Raw genomic sequence first — 16159 nt, 5'->3', positions numbered from 1 at the left:
ACGCTCCTGCCCACGACCCTCACGCCGCGGGCACGGCACGTCCCCGTCTCTGCACGAACCGTGGGAAGGCCGACGTTGGGCACGCGAGACTCGGACGCGACGCGTCGTCGCCGTCCCCCCAAGGCGCTGGGCGCCGGTGTCGTCGCCGCGGCAGCGCTGCTGCTGACGGGGTGCGCCGCCTCCGACTGGCCGGACGCGAGCCTCCGTCAGGGGTTCCTGCCCGACGCCAGCGAAGGTGCGACGAACCACACGGACAGGATCTCCGAGCTGTGGAACGGCTCGTGGATCGCCGCCCTGGCCGTCGGGCTGCTGGTGTGGGCCCTGACGATCTGGTGCGTGGTGGCCTACCGGCGCCGCAAGGGCGACCCGGAGCTGCCGCCCCAGACGCGCTACAACATGCCGATCGAGATCCTCTACACCATCGTCCCCGTGATGATGGTCGGGGTCCTCTTCTACTACACCGCCCGCGACCAGGCGGCCATCCTGGACGACTCCGCCCCGGTCGACGTCGAGGTCGACGTCATCGGCAAGAAGTGGGGATGGGACTTCAACTACCTCGACGAGTCGGGGAACCCGATCGCCTACGAGGCGGGCCGCCAGGCCGAGCTGGACGGTGAGGAGCTCGTGGAGGGCCAGGTGCCCACCCTGTACCTGCCCGTGAACCAGAACGTGCAGTTCAACCTGTACGCCCGGGACGTCGCGCACTCCTTCTGGGTCCCGGCCTTCCTGTTCAAGATGGACCTCTACCCCGGCAGCCCGAACGAGTTCCAGCTCACCCCCACCAAGGAGGGGCTGTACAAGGGCAAGTGCGCCGAGCTCTGCGGCGACTACCACTCCGAGATGCTCTTCGACGTCCGGGTGGTCTCCGAGGCCGAGTACGCGGAGCACCTGGAGGACCTGGTGGCCGCGGGTCAGGCCGGAGGGCTCACCACCGAGCTCGGCGGTGAGCTCGAGCGCGATGCCGGGGGCCCGGAGCCCGCCGGCGACGAGACCAGCGGGGGGAACAACAGCTGATGGCCACTGAGAGCTTCAACGCGCCGGGTGTGGCCGCCCGGGTCACCACTCGTCAGCCGCTCGGGGCCGTCGTGCCCCGGCGGCACGGATCGGTCATCGCCGGCTGGCTGTCCAGCACCGACCACAAGGTGATCGGCAACCTCTACTTCATCACCGCCTTCCTCTGGTTCATGGTGGGCGGCGTCCTGGCCCTGCTGATCCGCGCCGAGCTCTTCGCGCCGGGCATGCAGGTGTTCAACACCAAGAACGAGTACAACCAGGCGTTCACGATGCACGGCACGATCATGCTGCTGCTGTTCGCGACGCCCCTGTTCTCCGCCTTCGCCAACGCGATCATGCCGCTGCAGATCGGAGCGCCCGACGTGGCGTTCCCGCGGCTCAACATGCTCTCGTACTGGCTGTTCCTGTTCGGCGGGCTGATTGCCGCGGCCGGCTTCCTGACCCCCGGCGGTGCCGCCTCGTTCGGCTGGTTCGCCTACACACCCCTGTCGGACGTGACCCACTCACCCGGCCTGGGCGGGGACCTGTGGGTCATGGGCCTGGCCTTCTCCGGCTTCGGCACCATCCTGGGCGCGGTCAACTTCATCACCACGATCCTGTGCATGCGCATGCCCGGCATGACCATGTTCCGGATGCCGCTGTTCACCTGGAACACGCTGATCACCAGCGTCCTGGTGCTCATGGCCTTCCCGGTCCTGGCCGCGGCGCTGCTGGCGCTGGCCGCCGACCGCCTGCTCAACGCACACGTGTTCGCCCCCGAGGCGGGCGGCTCGATCCTGTGGCAGCACCTGTTCTGGTTCTTCGGGCACCCCGAGGTCTACATCATCGCGCTGCCGTTCTTCGGGATCATCACCGAGATCCTGCCGGTGTTCAGCCGCAAGCCCGTCTTCGGCTACAAGGGCCTGGTCTTCGCGACCATCTCCATCGCCGGCCTCTCCGTGACGGTGTGGGCGCACCACATGTACGTCACCGGCAAGGTCCTCCTGCCGTTCTTCGCCTTCATGACCATGCTCATCGCGGTGCCGACGGGGCTGAAGTTCTTCACCTGGATCGGCACCATGTGGCGCGGCTCCATCAGCATGGACACCCCGATGCTGTGGAGCGTCGGCTTCCTGGTGACCTTCCTGTTCGGCGGTCTGACCGGCGTCATCCTGTCCTCGCCGCCGCTGGACTTCCAGCTGTCGGACTCCTACTTCGTCGTGGCGCACTTCCACTACGTCGTCTTCGGCACCGTGGTGTTCGCGATGTTCGCCGGGTTCCACTTCTGGTGGCCGAAGTTCACGGGCAGGATGCTCGACGAGCGCCTGGGCAAGATCCACTTCTGGATGCTGTTCGTGGGCTTCCACACCACCTTCCTCATCCAGCACTGGCTGGGAGCGGCGGGCATGCCGCGCCGCTACGCGGACTACCTGCCCGGTGAGGGCTTCCAGACCATGAACGAGATCTCCACGATCGGCTCGTTCATCCTGGGCGCCTCGTTCATCCCGTTCCTGTGGAACGTCTACCGCACGGCGCGCTTCGGCGAGCGGGTGACCGTGGACGACCCGTGGGGCTACGGCATGTCGCTGGAGTGGGCGACCTCGTGCCCGCCGCCGCGGCACAACTTCACCTCGCTGCCGCGGGTGCGGTCCGAGCGTCCGGCGTTCGACCTGCACCACCCGGAGGTCTCCGCCTACGACACGCCCACGGACGGCAGCAGCAAGAACCTCCTCGACCACGTGTACGGCGAGCCCGACCTGTCGGGTCGCAAGGAAGACCTGGGAGGTCGCTGACCGATGAAGCCTGAAACCTGGCTGTTCTCCGGCGGGATCCTCTTCTTCATCCCGGTGGCCTTCGTGTACGGCCTGTTCACGCAGTGGGACGAGTGGGTGGGCTTCATCGCCCTCCTGCTCACCGGTGGCCTGGCGATGCTCGTGGGGACGTACCTGTTCATCACGGCCCGCCGCATCGACGCCCGGCCGGAGGACAACCTGCGCGCCGACCCCAGCGAGGGGGCGGGGGAGCAGGGCTTCTTCCCCCCGTTCAGCTGGTGGCCCCTGTACCTGGCGCTCGCCGGTGCCATCGTGTTCGCCGGTGCTGCTCTCGGCTGGTGGCTCTGGCTCATCGGGATGGTCTTCACCGTCCCGATGATCATCGGGTGGGTCTACGAGCACTACGTGGGCGAGCACGCCCACTGAGTCCGGAGTGACGCAGGGCCCCGCACCCTCCCGGTGCGGGGCCCTGCGTCGTTCCCGGGGTCCCCGGGAGAGTCGTCCCCTCCCACCCGAGCGCAAGTCCCGTCAACCGCCGTGGGACTCCTCGTGCTCGGTGCCGTGCGTGTGCGGCACGGTCGTGATGGGCCGGCCGTCGGCGGGCACGTCCCCCACGGGGATCCAGCCGGTCGCAGCCCCCCTCGTGCCGTCGGCGGCGACGGCGCTGACCGACACCAGCAGTTGCGAGGACGTGAACAGCAGGCCGGCGCTGCGCTCGGTGCCGTAGCGCTCGGGGGAGGACGTGCCGGCGGCCGCGGTGACGCGCACAGCGGTCTCCTCGGTGGTGCTGTCGCCGGTCGAGCCGGAGGGGACCCCCTCGGCGCTGGCGTAGCGGACCGCGTAGGAGGCCGCTCCGGGGACCGCGGCCCAGCGCAGCTCCCAGTCCACGCTCCACGTCAAGCGCGGAGCGCCGTCCGGGCCCACCGCCTCCTCGCGGGAGTCCACGGTCGCCACGCGCAGGTCACCGGGGACCGCCGGCGGTCCGTTCGGTGCCGGCTCCGCCGCGGCGCACCCGGTCGTCAGCGTCCCGGCCAGCAGCGCCCCACCCAGCAGCCCCCGGGCGCAGCAGCCGGTGCTCCTCACCACTCGACCGCGCCGAAGACCTCGTCGTTGGCGTAGACGGTGCGGTCCGGCACGACCTGGCCCACCTCGAGCTCAGTGGCCACCACGGCGCTGCGTTCTCCGACGACGGCGCCGTTGCGCAGCAGCGACCGGAAGACCACCGAGCCGTCACCCAGCACGACGTCGTTGCCGATCGTGGTCGGTGCCGCCGTACCGGTCGTCGGATCCACCGTCGGGCGTCCACCACCGTGCACGACGACGCCCTCCCCGTAGGTGACCCGGTTGCCGACCGACAGGTCCGAGCCCTCCAGGGCGTGGAACACCGTCTCGTTGCCCATGCTGCGCACGGTGCCCACCGAGAAGGGCCCGCCTTCGTCGGCCCGCAGGGAGATGCGTGAGCCCATCCGCGCGTCCAGGGTCGCCAGGTCGTCCTCGAAGCAGACGTCGCCGATGACGCGGTTGCGGAAGCCCGGCTCGCGGACCTCCGGGCCGGTGCACAGCGCGGACTCCACGGTGGGTGCGTCGCGCGAGGCGTCGAAGACGTTGCCCCCCGGGTCCACGTTGATCCCGTGCACCGCCTGCGGGTCCTCCGCCGCCAGGCGTGAGTACTCGCGGGCCAGGCCGGTGTTCACCTCCACCACGGCGGCGTTGAACAGGCGGTCGGCCTCCACGAGGGGCCGCACCTTGCCGAGAGCGGGATCGTCCGCCTCCGCCTGGGTGCGCACGTCCTTGCCGGGCAGCACCATGGTGCCGCTGCGCAGCACCACGCCCGGGCCGACGCGGCTCAGCGCCGACAGGCCGGTGTCGCGCTCCAGGACGGCGCCGTCGACGAGGGCGCCGAAGCTGATGAAGACGCCGGAGTCCCGCGGGTCGGCGTGGTCCGCCCCGATGCGTGCCGGGCCCCGCACCGCTGAGCCGTGGGCCAGGATGACCCGCTCGCCGACCTCCACCCCGTCGAACGTGTGCAGTCCCGCCGCGGCCAGGGCCCTGGCCTCCGCGGGCCAGCGGGGGACGAGGGCGTCCACGCGCACGGAGTCCTGGACGTTGGACTCCGCGCCGATCTCGATGCCCACCCGGCCGGCGGCGAGCAGCTGGGCGAACGGGCCCACGTACACCCGGTGCCCCAGCTCGACCGACCGCGCTGAGCGCACCTGCGCGGTCGGGTCGACGAAGGAGGCCTCCTCCAGGCCCGTGGCCGGCGCTTCCTCAGCGGCTCGAGCCGGTGCCACCAGCACCGCCCCGCTCAGGCACAGCGTGAGCAGTGAGCCGCCCAGCAGTGCGCGTCGCCGCGGTCGTTCCCGTCGCTCCACCACGTCGCGCCCCCGTCCGGGAAGAGTGCTGGCCGTGCAGCCCTCACCACTCTGTGTCAGTTCTGTGTAGCAGGGGAGGAGCAGGAGCGGAAGTCCGGGAACCGGCGGTCCTGGTGCAACGCGAAGGGGTACCTGCAGCGTCAGAGGAGTGGAGCCGCCGGGGGAACGCACGGCGGGACGGATCGACCGGGGCCGCGCACGCGGCCAGGGGGAGAAGCAGCAGTGAGCACGCCGCACCGGCACGTCCGTGCCTGGGCACCCGCAGCCGTCGTCCTGGCGATGGCGACCGCCGTCTCGGCCTGCGGGCCGCAGAGCACCGCCGGCAACGGGCAGGGGGTGACGGCGAGCGCGAGCGCCACCCCGTCCACGCCTCCGGTGACCTTCACCGTGACCCCGGCCGACTCCGGCACCGGCGTGCGGCTCGACGCCCCCGTCACCGTCACCGTCGCTCGCGGTCAGCTCGATCAGGTGCAGGTCAGCGCACCCGACGGGTCCGTGGTCGAAGGCAGCCTCGACGCCGCGGGCACCACCTGGACCAGCACGGGGGAGCTGACCGCAGCCACCCGCTACACCGTCCGCGCCGTGGCCACCGACACGGCTGGTGAGCGGGCCGTGCACGCCACCACCGTCACCACCCTCACACCTGCCGCGACCGCCTTCCCGGCGGTCGCGCCCCTGGACGGCTCGACGGTGGGGGTGGGGATGCCCGTCATCGTCACCTTCGACGAGCCGGTCGCCGACGACCGGCGCGCCGAGGTGGAGCGCAACCTGCACGTGACGACCCGGCCCACCGCCGTCGAAGGCTCCTGGAGCTGGCAGTCGGACACGAAGGTCGAGTTCCGCCCGAAGGAGTACTGGCCCGCGCAGACCGACGTGCACCTCGACATCGACCTCGGCGACGTGGAGGTCGCGCCCGGGGTGTGGGGGACCACTCGGGACATCGGCTTCAGCGTCGGCAGCGCCATGGTCAGCACCGTCGACCTCGACGCCCACACCATGACCGTCACCCGCGACGGGGAGGTGCTGCGCACCATCCCGATCACCGCCGGCCAGGACGGCCACGGCGGCCGGTACGTCACGCGCAGCGGCACCAAGGTCATCATGAGCCGGGAGGAGTCGCGCCAGATGGACGCCGAGACCACGGGCGTCAGCCCCGACGACCCCGAGTACTACAACGTGGCGGTGAAGTACGCGATGCGCCTGACCAACTCGGGGGAGTTCCTGCACGCCGCCCCGTGGTCGGTGGCCTCCCAAGGCAGCGCCAACGTCAGCCACGGCTGCACCGGCATGAGCACCGAGGACGCCCGCTGGATGTTCGAGCACTCCAAGGTCGGGGACGTCGTCGACTTCGTGGGCAGCGAGCGCGGCATCGAGGACGGCAACGGGTTCAGCGTGTGGAACGAGAGCTGGGACCAGTGGGCGGCGGGGTCCGCCCTCGCCTGAGCTCTCAGCGGGTCGAGGGGTCCGGGGTCCGTGGTCGGGCAGGTCCGCCCCACCTCTCCGGCTCCACGGTTCGCCGGCAGCGTGCGGGCCCTCGGACCGCGGCGGGGCGACCCCGGACGACGGCGAGAGGGGCACCGATGACCCGGCGCCGCCGCCATCGGCGACGGCACCCGTGAGGTGGGTGCGGAGTTCCACCACGCTTCGGGATCGGCCGCTGGTCCGGTGCAGTTCGCCCCACCCGTCGAGCCAGGTGTGGGTCCGCTCCACCGGTGACCGCTTGCCGACCTGGTCCCGGGGCCTTCACGCCCTTGGCGGCGGTGCGCTCGAGTCCCGGCACCACCTCGAGCGCTGCAGCAGCAGCGCCAGGTGGTGCCCGGGACGCTGAGCTGCGCCCGTCTGCAGTCCTTCCCCAGCGGAGTGCTGGTCCCCGGAGGCGGACGTGCAGCTCCTGAACCGGGCTCTGCAAGCTGCGTCCCCGCAGCGCCTTCCCCGTTCGGCCGGTGCCGGCCAGCTGCACCGGTCGCGCTTCTCCGTCATCGATGAGCAGCTGCTGCCCGGGACAGGCCGGTCCCGCCAGCTCGGTGGCGTCGCCACCGTCGTAGGGGACGCGGATGGGCCCGCAGAGGCAGTCGTCGGTGTAGATGACGTCGCCGGAGGCGACGTCGCCGAGGTCGTCCTCGCCGAGCTGGAGCGTGACCGTCGTCGAGGCGTCGTTGGACCAGGCGATCTGCCCGCTGCCGGGGCAGCCGGCGGCGGCCAGGACGACGCCGGCGAGCAACGTCCACATCACCCGCCGGTTCCTGACTCCCACTGCGGGCCTCCTCGATGAGCGATGTCCGCGCCGTGTCCGTGAAGAGCCCCCGACCACCCGGGCGCGACCCCCGGCGAAGGTTCAGAGGAGGGGACGACGAAGGCCCCGGGCGATCCGCCCGGGGCCTTCGTCGTGGTGCGTGCCGACCGCGTCAGCCGCGGCTGGTCTGCGAGGTCTGGATCGCGGGGCTCGTCTTGCTCTCCTCGAGGGTGGCGTGCTCGCCGCCGTCGATCTCCCCGGGCTTGCCGTGGTGCGACGCCGCCAGCTCCGCGGGGGTCACCGGCTCGACGCGGTCCTCGAAGTAGAACTTCGACAGACGCCGCTGCACCTTGCCGTACAGGGAGTTGGGGTTGCCGGCGTCGACGCGGTCCTCGATCTCCATCGGGCGGTTCGCCTCGTGCTGCACCAGGACCCAGCGCTCCAGGTCGGTCAGCGGAGCGTGCACCTCGATGAACTCGCCGTGGGGCAGGCGCACGATGCGGCCCGTCTCGCGGCCGTGCAGGGCCTTCTCGCGGTCCTTGCGCTGCAGACCCAGGCAGATGCGCTTGGTGACCACGAACGCCAGGGCCGGCAGGACGAACACCAGGACGCGCAGGCTGCGGGTGATGTCGTTGATCGACAGCCCCACCATGTGGGCGATGATGTCGTTGCCGCCGGAGATGAACAGCAGCACGTAGAACGTCAGCGCCATGACGCCGAGGGCCGTGCGCGTGGGGGCGTTCCGCGGGCGGTCCAGCAGGTGGTGCTCACGACGGTCGCCCGTCGCGGCCTGCTCGATCCAGGGGTACAGCGAACCCGCCACCATCACGAACAGGATGACCACCGTCGTGGGGATGAAGATGTTCATCGAGAACGTGTAGCCGAACAGCGTGAACTCGAACCAGCCCGGCGTCAGGCGGACCGCGCCGTCGAGCCAGCCCATGTACCAGTCGGGCTGCGATCCCGCCGTCACGGGGGAGGGGTCGTACGGCCCGTACGCCCAAATCGGGTTGATCTGCACCAGGGCCGCGATCAGCGCGATGACGCCGAAGACGATGAAGAAGAATCCGCCGGCCTTGGCCATGTACACCGGGAAGAGGGGGAAGCCGACGACGTTGTCCTCGGTCCGGCCCGGCCCGGGGTACTGGGTGTGCTTGTGGATCACGACCAGCGCCAGGTGCACGACGATCAGGCCCAGCATGACCGCCGGCAGCAGCAGGACGTGGATGGTGAAGAAGCGCGGGATGAAGTCCTCGCCGGGGAACTCGCCACCGAAGAGGAAGAAGCTGACGTAGCTGCCGACCACCGGCACCGCCAGGATGATCGCCTGGGCGATGCGGATGCCCGTGCCCGAGAGCAGGTCGTCCGGCAGGGAGTAGCCGGTGAAGCCCTCGAAGACCGCCAGCAGCGCCAGGACCAGGCCGATGACCCAGTTGATCTCGCGCGGCTTGCGGAAGGCGCCGGTGAAGAAGACGCGGATCATGTGGACGACGGTCGCCGCCACGAAGATCAGCGCCGCCCAGTGGTGCACCTGGCGCATGATCAGGCCGCCGCGCACGTCGAAGGAGATGCGCAGCGACGACTCGTACGCCTGCGAGACCGCCTGCCCGGCCAGCGGGGCGTACTCACCCTGGTACACCGTCTCCGCGGCGCTGGGCTCGTAGAAGAACGTCAGGAACGTCCCCGTGAAGAGCAGGATGACGAAGCTGTAGAGGGTGATCTCACCCAGCATGAACGACCAGTGGTCGGGGAAGATCTTGCGGGCGAACCCGTTGACGATCTTGCTGGCGCCGACGGTGTCGTCGGCGAAGTTGCCGACGCCTCCCGCGGCCTTGTCGATGGTGCTCATCCGCGCTCCCAGAAGCTCGGGCCCACGGCTTCGTGGAAGCCGCTGCTCGCCTGCAGGTACCCGTCCGCGTCCACCCGGATGGGCAGCTGGGGCAGGGGACGCTTGGCGGGGCCGAAGATCACCTTGCAGTCCTGCTCCACGTCGAAGGTCGACTGGTGGCAGGGGCACAGCAGGTGGTGGGTCTGCTGCTCGTAGAGGGCCACGGGGCAGCCCATGTGCGTGCAGATCTTGGAGTAGGCGACGATGCCGTCCACGCCCCACTCCGCCGACTTGGGCGTGAGCTGGCTCTCGTCCAGCCGCATCAGCAGGACCGCGGACTTCGCCTTCTCGTTCAGGGGGTGCTCGACCTCGTCGATGCCCTCGGGCATGACGTGCACGACCGCCCCGTAGACCATGTCGGCGGCCCGGATGCGCCCACCGGTCGGGTCCTTGATGAGGTGGGTGCCCTCTTCCCACATCGTCACCGAGAGGCTGTTCCCCGGCAGGGGACCGGTGTCGCGGAAGAAGAAGACCGCCGGCAGCGGGAAGAGCGCCAGGGCGCCGACCAGCGTGTTGCGGATCAGCGGCCGCCGGCCCAGGCCGGCCTCCGCCGAGCCCTCCTTGAGGATCGCCACGGCCTCCTCGCGCTCGGCGGTGGTGCCGCGCTGGCGGTGCCGGTAGTCGATGCGCTCGTCGTCCGGCATGAGGGTCTTCGCCCAGTGCACGGCCCCGACGCCCAGGGCGAACAGGGAGACGAACATGCACAGGCCGATCGCCCGGGTCGAGGTGCTGATGCGGTCGAAACCGCCGTCGTACTTGATCCCGATGATCGAGGCGATGATGCCGATCGAGCCGAGGATCGACAGCAGCAGCAGGGACGCCACCTGGCGCTCGGCGCGCTTGGCGGCCTTCGGGTCGACGTCACCCAAGCGGTGGCGGTGCGGGGGCAGACCCGGGTTCTCGAAGCGCTCCGGCACACCGGTGCCCTCGGCCTTCGACAGGGCCGTGGACCCCTGCCCGTGCGCCTGGTCGGCGCGCTCGATGTCGCTCATGCTCCCTGCCCGTCCGTGCGGGGCCGTGCCCCGCGGTCCATGTCGCTCACCGCGCCGCTCACGAGGACTTCATCCCCAGCCAGACCGAGCAGCCCAGGAGCAGCCCGATGCCGGCGATCCAGGCGAAAAGGCCCTCGCTGACCGGGCCCAGCGACCCCAGGGGCTGGCCGCCCGGCTCGGGGCGGAACTCCTCCTCCTGGGTCAGCCAGGCGATGATCGCGGTCTTGTCCTCGACGCTGATGGTGTTGTTGTTGAAGACCGGCATCGACTGCGGCCCGGTCACCATCGCCTCGTAGATGTACTTGCCCTCCACGCCGGTCAGGTCCGGCGCGTACTTGCCGCCGGTGAGGGCCCCGCCCTTGCCGGCGAAGTTGTGGCACATCGCGCAGTTGGTGCGGAAGATGGACGCCCCTCGGGCGACCTCCTCGGCGGTGACGTCCGAGACGTCCAGGACGTCCTCGCCCGGGATCGCGGGACCGGGCGCCAGCGACGCGATGTAGGCGGCCATCTGGTCGATCTGCTCCTGGGAGAAGCGGATCTTCGGGACCTCCGGCGCCTGCGCCGAGGACTGCGCCAGCGGCATGCGACCGGTGCCGACCTGGAAGTCGACGGACGCGGCGCCCACGCCGATGAGGGAGGGGCCGGCGCCGCTGCCCTCGATGACCTCGCCGCCCTGCGCGTCCAGCCCGTGGCACGACGCGCAGTTGGCGAGGAACAGCTCCTTCCCGGCCTGGATGTCGTCGGCGGTCCCGGTCGCCGTGGACGCCTCCGCGGGGCGGGGGGCCACTGCGGCGTACAGGCCGCCGACGAGGAGGAGCGCCAACGCGATCAGCACGACGACGGCCAGCGGGTGGCGCCGTCGGGCGCTGAGTGCGGTGAGGGTCCTGGTCACGGTCGTGGTGCTCGCTTCCGTCAGTGCTGTCGCGTGCGGGAGGGGATCGGCTGCCGGGTCACTGGAGGATGTAGATGACCGTGAACAGGCCGATCCACACCACGTCCACGAAGTGCCAGTAGTAGGAGACGACGATCGCGCTGGTGGCCTCCTGGTGGCCGAAGCGCTTGGCCGCGAAGGACCGGCCGATGACCATGAGGAAGGCCACCAGGCCGCCCAGGACGTGGATGCCGTGGAAGCCGGTGGTCAGGATGAAGACCGACCCGTAGGAGTCCGTGGCGATCGTCAGCCCCTCGACGGCCAGCTCGGCGTACTCGTACACCTGGCCCGCGACGAAGATCGCGCCGAAGAGGTAGGTGAGGGTGAACCACTCCTGCATGCCCCAGCTGCCGACCTGCCACAGGCGGCCGCGCCGTCGCGGCTGGAAGCGCTCGGCGGCGAAGACGCCGAACTGGCACCAGAACGACGAGATCACCAGGATCGTCGTGTTGATGCTCGAGAAGGGCACGTTCAGCATCTCGGGGCCCGTCTCCCAGAGGGACGGCGCCACCGACCTGATCGTGAAGTACATGGCGAACAGGCCGGCGAAGAACATGAGCTCGCTCGCGAGCCACACGATCACGCCCACCGAGACCATGTTCGGCCGGTTCACCGAGCCGTGTGCGGGACTCGGGGTACTGCTCTGGACAGCCTGTGCACTCGCCACGGCAGCCATCATGCCCCACCACCCCCGCCTCGTGCCGACCGGCCCACCGACATCGTGTCGTAGATCTCCCCGTGACCCGTCCGGGTGGCGCCGCGCGGGCTTCGCGGCGGGCGTGTGCGCGGGCCGGGGAGGGGTCGTGCGGGGGCCCGTGGCGGCCCGTGGCGGCCCGTGGCGGCCCGTGCCGGTCCCGCGCCGGCGCGTGGTGGCGCGTGGTGGCGCGTGGTGGCGCGGCGCGCCGTCCGCGGTCCCTGTGCGGTCAGTAGGGTTCGGGCGCAGCCCTCGACCCGTCGCACCCACCGGGGACCCCCATGACGCTCCCGCAGACCAGCGCGCCCGCCGGCGCACCCTCCGCCACCGGGCGGGCGGACGCGCCGACCTGGCCCCGCCTGCTGGGCGAGCTCCTCGCCGGCCGGGACCTGCGCGCCGACGACACCGCCTGGGCCATGGACCGGGTGATGCGCGGGGAGGCGGGCGACGTGCCGCTCGCCGGCTTCCTCGTGGCCCTGCGCGCCAAGGGGGAGACCAGCGCCGAGCTGGCGGGCCTGGCCGACGCGATGCTCGCCCACGCCGTGCCGCTGCACGTGCCCGGCCCCACCGTCGACCTCGTGGGCACCGGTGGTGACCAGGCGCACACCGTGAACATCTCCACCATGGCCGCGCTGGTCCTGGCGGGGGCCGGGCACCGCGTCGTCAAGCACGGCAACCGCGCCGCGTCGTCGTCCTCGGGGTCCGCCGACGTGCTCGAGGCGCTCGGGGTGGACCTCGACCTGCCGCCCGCGCGCGTCGGGCGGGTCGCCGTCGAGGTCGGCATCACGTTCTGCTTCGCCAAGGTCTTCCACCCCGCGTTCCGGCACGCGGCCGGTGCGCGCACCGGTCTGGGGGTGCCGACGGCCTTCAACGTCCTGGGGCCGCTCACCAACCCCGCGCGCACCGACGCCACCGCGATCGGCGTCGCCGACGCGCGGATGGCCCCCCTCGTCGCGGGGGTGCTGGCCTCGCGGGGCACCTCGGCGCTCGTGTTCCGCAGCGAGAACGGGCTCGACGAGCTCACCACCACCGCCCCGGCCCGGGTCTGGTCGGTCGCGGCCGGCGGGGTCGGCGAGGCGGTCGTCGACGCCGTGGCGGACCTCGGCATGGCCCCGGCCACCCTCGCCGACCTGCGCGGTGCCGACGCCCGCCACAACGCGGGCGTGGCCCGCGACCTGCTCGCCGGGGCCCGCGGGCCGGTGCGCGACGCCGTCGTGCTCAACGCCGCCGCCGCCATGGTGGCCGCCGGGGTGCGCGCCCCCGCGCCCGCCCCGGACGACGTCACGCGGGGGCTGGTGGCGCACCTGGCCGAGGGGGTCCGCCGCGCCGAGGAGGCGCTGGACTCGGGGCGGGCCGCCCGGGTGCTGCAGCGCTGGGTGGCCGCGACCCGCTCCTGACGGCACGCGGTGCCCCGGGCGGCCCGGGGCGGGGCCGTCCGGGCGTAGGTCAGTCGAAGCCGAGGTCGAACGCGCTCTCCAGGTCGTGGCGGGAGTACGCCCGGAAGGCGATGTTGGTCGTGGTGGAGGTGATGCCCTCCACGCGGCTGATGCCCCCGGCGATGACGTCGGCGAGCTCCTCGTGGCGGCGGACCCGCACCATGACGACCAGGTCCACCTCGCCGGTCACGGAGTACACCTCCGAGACCCCCTCGAGCTCGGCCAGCGCCCCGGCGATCTCGGGGATGCGCCGGCCGTCGGTGCGCACGTTGACGATGGCGGTGATCACCCGCGCAGCCTAGGGCGCGGTGCCCGCGGTGCCCAGCCGGTGCCGCGCCCAGGCGGCCCCCCGCACCGGCTGCACCCACGGGGGTGCGGCCGGGTCGATCGACACCAGCCGCACCCCCGGCTGCTCCATCCAGGTCAGCAGCGCGTCGGTCTCCTCCACCAGAGCCGCCGGCCCGCCCGGCACCGGCGGCCGCACCGCCTCCCCGGTCGCCCGCAGCGCCGCCACGTGGGGCACCGGGTCGGCCCCGCGCGGCGTCAAGGTCGTGCCGGCCAGACGTCCGTACCGCACCAGGACCAGCTCCCAGCCGCCGTCCGGCCAGCCGGGTTCGGGGGTGCGCCGGCGGGCCGCCACGACCTCCGGCGCCCGCACCAGCGGGTCGCGCCGCTGGGCGCGCTCGGCCGCGCGCAGGAAGGCGTCCAGCCTGTCGCGCGCCTGCGCCGCCTCCTCGAAGCGTTCCCGTCCGGCCAGCGCGAGCATGCGCCGCCGGCCGACCTCCAGAGCGGCGCCGGCGTCCTCGCGCAGCGAGGCCCGCACCTGCGCGACCACCTGCGCGTACGAGTCGGCGTCCTGCCCGCCGCGCTCGGTGCCCAGGCACGGCGCACCGCAGCGGCCCAGCTCCGCCAGCGCGCACGCGCCCGGTCCGTCGGCCCGCGGGGACCGCGGGATGCGGCGCGTGCAGCGCCGCAGCGGGTGGGCCTCGTGCAGCGCCGCCACGGCCAGCTCCGCCGTGCGCGCCGAGCGGAACGGGCCCAGGTACTCCGCTCCCGCGGTCGCGTCCGCGCGCACCTGCCGGACCAGCGACAGCCTCGGCCACGGCTCGGCCGTCAGCTTCACCCACGTCGCCCGTTCCGGGGCCTTCGAGCGCCGGTTGTACGGCGGGGAGTGCTCGGCGATGAGCCGCAGCTCGCGCACCCGCGCCTCCAGCGGGGTCGTGCACACCACCGGGACGACCTCGGCCGCCGCGCCCACCATCTCCGTCATGCGCGCCCGGGTCTCCGAGGCCGTGAAGTAGGACGCCACCCGCCGCCGCACGTCCACCGAGGTGCCGACGTAGAGCACGCGCCCGCGCGCGTCGCGGAAGAGGTAGACCCCCGGTGCCGAGGGCAGCCCCACCGCCAGGTGCCGCTTGCCCCGCCGCCGCGCCGACGGGGCCGTGGCGGTGAGGTCGCGCAGGTCCTCCAGCGTCTGCACGCCCCGGTTGCCGAGCCGGCCCAGCAGCGCGTGCAGCACGTCCACGGTGGCCCGGGCGTCGTTGAGGGCCCGGTGGTCCGGGGAGGAGGAGGCTCCCAGCAGCCGCGCCAGGGTGCCCAGCTTGTGGTCGCGCGCCTCGTCGCGGCCCACCAGCGCCCGGGCCAGGGCGAGGGTGTCGACGACCTCGGGCCGAGGCCAGTCCAGGCCGGCGCGGCGGCAGGCCGCCTCCAGGAAGGAGGTGTCGTAGCGCGCGTTGTGCGCCACGAGGACGGCGCCGCGGGCGAACTCCAGGAAGCTGGGCAGCACCTGCGCCGCCGACGGCGCCGCCACCACCATCGACGGGGTGATGCCCGTCAGGACCTGCACCGCGGGCGGGATGGGCGAGTCCGGGCGCACCAGCGTCTGGAACTCCCCGAGGACCTCCCCGCCGCGCACCTTGACGGCGCCGACCTCGGTGATCCCGCCCTCGGCGGGGGAGCCGCCGGTGGTCTCGAGGTCGACCACCACGAACGTCACCCCGGCCAGCGGGCGGCCCAGGTCCTCGAAGCTCGCCTGCTGCGGTCCGGGTCGGGTGGGCACGCGCAGACGGTGCCACCCGTGGCCGACACCGGTGCGGTGGCGCGCCGGGCGTGTCGAACAGACGTTCCCCCGAGCACGGGGCGAGGCCGTCCCCGACGTGGTCGACGGACTCCCCGGGCCGCTCCGCGACGGAGCACTCGCGCCGTTGTCCGGCTGGTGTCGACGCAGGCGACGCCTGGGCGGGAGCACCTCGTGGCTCGGTGGCGCCGCAGCGCGAGGGCCAGCCCGACCGGTGCTGGACTGCTCTGCCGACGTCGCGGGCGTGTCGGAGAGCGAGCGTTGATCGTGAGAGCTGCGCAGGCAGCACGGGCGGACCCCGCCTCCCGCACGGCGGGGTGCGTCGAGGCGTTGTCGGACATCGGCGGTAGGACTGGCAGGAGTGGGTCAGCCCGTGAGAGGAGAGCCGCCGTGGCTCAGTACGCCGTCCTGATCTACGCCGACGACTCCGCCCACGCGCCGGACGCCACCGCAGCCGACACCGAATCGTGCGACCAGCACGCCGACGAGCTGGCGTCCGCAGACTCGAGGCTCACGGCCTACGCACTGACGCCGCGGGACATGGCGACATCACTGCGGGCGGGCTCGGTCACCAGGGGGCCGTTCATCGACTCCCGGGAGGTCGTCGCCGGCTTCTACGTCATCGAGGCGCCCGACCTGGATGCGGCACTGGCCATCGCCGGCACCAACCCCGTGCTCCGCGAGGGCGGCGGCGTCGAGGTGCGCCCGGTGCACAGCGGTGGGGTCGTGGATCGCGCAGGTGCGCAGCCGATCGCGTAGCGGTCGAGCCGA

14 protein-coding genes are annotated in these 16159 nt (G+C 72.3%); 6 read left to right on the top strand and 8 right to left on the bottom strand.

What is annotated here, in order from left to right; all coding sequences use genetic code 11:
- Positions 1-75: 75 nt before the first annotated feature.
- The 3 genes from ctaC to ACRYR8_RS10015 are packed head-to-tail and all read left to right on the top strand — an operon-like array spanning position 76 to position 3191.
- Positions 76-1014, top strand: coding sequence for an aa3-type cytochrome oxidase subunit II (gene ctaC, locus ACRYR8_RS10025; protein ID WP_432484345.1), 939 nt, complete (start codon positions 76-78; stop codon positions 1012-1014).
- Positions 1014-2786, top strand: coding sequence for an aa3-type cytochrome oxidase subunit I (gene ctaD, locus ACRYR8_RS10020; RefSeq protein WP_432484343.1), 1773 nt, complete (start codon positions 1014-1016; stop codon positions 2784-2786). Before ctaC ends, ctaD begins: the two co-directional genes overlap by 1 nt.
- Before the next feature lie 3 nt (positions 2787-2789).
- The gene (locus tag ACRYR8_RS10015) at positions 2790-3191 is read left to right on the top strand and encodes a cytochrome c oxidase subunit 4 (RefSeq protein ID WP_432484341.1); all 402 of its coding nucleotides are present in this window, start codon (positions 2790-2792) and stop codon (positions 3189-3191) included.
- A gap of 102 nt (positions 3192-3293) precedes the next feature.
- On the opposite strand, the gene ACRYR8_RS10010 is transcribed toward ACRYR8_RS10015, so the two are convergent.
- Complete coding sequence (locus ACRYR8_RS10010) at positions 3294-3848, bottom strand: hypothetical protein (RefSeq protein ID WP_432484339.1); 555 nt, start codon at positions 3846-3848, stop codon at positions 3294-3296.
- Positions 3845-5140 carry an acetyltransferase gene (locus ACRYR8_RS10005; RefSeq protein ID WP_432484337.1) on the bottom strand — a complete coding sequence of 432 codons (1296 nt, stop codon included), beginning with the start codon at positions 5138-5140 and terminating at the stop codon, positions 3845-3847. The genes ACRYR8_RS10010 and ACRYR8_RS10005 overlap by 4 nt, the downstream gene beginning before the upstream one ends.
- Positions 5141-5359: 219 nt before the next feature.
- Here ACRYR8_RS10005 and ACRYR8_RS10000 point away from each other — a divergent pair, with 219 nt between their 5' ends.
- Positions 5360-6580, top strand: coding sequence for a L,D-transpeptidase (locus tag ACRYR8_RS10000; RefSeq protein WP_432484335.1), 1221 nt, complete (start codon positions 5360-5362; stop codon positions 6578-6580).
- 962 nt (positions 6581-7542) lie between these two features.
- On the opposite strand, the gene qcrB is transcribed toward ACRYR8_RS10000, so the two are convergent.
- From qcrB to ctaE, 4 genes are read right to left on the bottom strand one after another with little or no spacing between them, the layout of a single operon-like run.
- Positions 7543-9219, bottom strand: a complete 1677-nt coding sequence (qcrB, locus tag ACRYR8_RS09995; protein WP_432484333.1) for a cytochrome bc1 complex cytochrome b subunit — start codon at positions 9217-9219, stop codon at positions 7543-7545.
- Positions 9216-10250, bottom strand: coding sequence for a cytochrome bc1 complex Rieske iron-sulfur subunit (gene qcrA, locus ACRYR8_RS09990; RefSeq protein ID WP_432484332.1), 1035 nt, complete (start codon positions 10248-10250; stop codon positions 9216-9218). The genes qcrB and qcrA overlap by 4 nt, the downstream gene beginning before the upstream one ends.
- 58 nt (positions 10251-10308) lie before the next feature.
- A complete protein-coding gene (gene qcrC / locus ACRYR8_RS09985) occupies positions 10309-11142 on the bottom strand; it encodes a cytochrome bc1 complex diheme cytochrome c subunit (RefSeq protein WP_432484331.1) in 834 nt (277 codons plus the stop codon).
- A gap of 58 nt (positions 11143-11200) precedes the next feature.
- Positions 11201-11860, bottom strand: coding sequence for an aa3-type cytochrome oxidase subunit III (gene ctaE, locus ACRYR8_RS09980; RefSeq protein ID WP_432484329.1), 660 nt, complete (start codon positions 11858-11860; stop codon positions 11201-11203).
- Positions 11861-12156: 296 nt separating this feature from the next.
- On the opposite strand from ctaE, the gene trpD reads away from it, so the two are divergent.
- Positions 12157-13272: an anthranilate phosphoribosyltransferase gene (gene trpD, locus ACRYR8_RS09975; protein ID WP_432484328.1), complete on the top strand. Its 1116-nt coding sequence runs from the start codon at positions 12157-12159 to the stop codon at positions 13270-13272.
- A gap of 49 nt (positions 13273-13321) precedes the next feature.
- On the opposite strand, the gene ACRYR8_RS09970 is transcribed toward trpD, so the two are convergent.
- On the bottom strand, positions 13322-13600 hold the full coding sequence (locus ACRYR8_RS09970) for an Lrp/AsnC family transcriptional regulator (protein ID WP_432484327.1): 279 nt from the start codon (positions 13598-13600) through the stop codon (positions 13322-13324).
- 9 nt (positions 13601-13609) lie between these two features.
- Positions 13610-15370, bottom strand: coding sequence for a DEDD exonuclease domain-containing protein (locus ACRYR8_RS09965; protein WP_432484326.1), 1761 nt, complete (start codon positions 15368-15370; stop codon positions 13610-13612).
- Between the two features lie 408 nt (positions 15371-15778).
- Here ACRYR8_RS09965 and ACRYR8_RS09960 point away from each other — a divergent pair, with 408 nt between their 5' ends.
- Positions 15779-16147, top strand: a complete 369-nt coding sequence (locus ACRYR8_RS09960) for a YciI family protein (protein WP_432484325.1) — start codon at positions 15779-15781, stop codon at positions 16145-16147.
- The last annotated feature ends 12 nt before the right edge of the window (positions 16148-16159 follow it).

It is taken from the genome of Kineococcus esterisolvens (genome assembly GCF_050871405.1).
Taxonomy (GTDB): domain Bacteria; phylum Actinomycetota; class Actinomycetes; order Actinomycetales; family Kineococcaceae; genus Kineococcus.
This window is presented reverse-complemented; position numbering and strand designations above follow the sequence as displayed.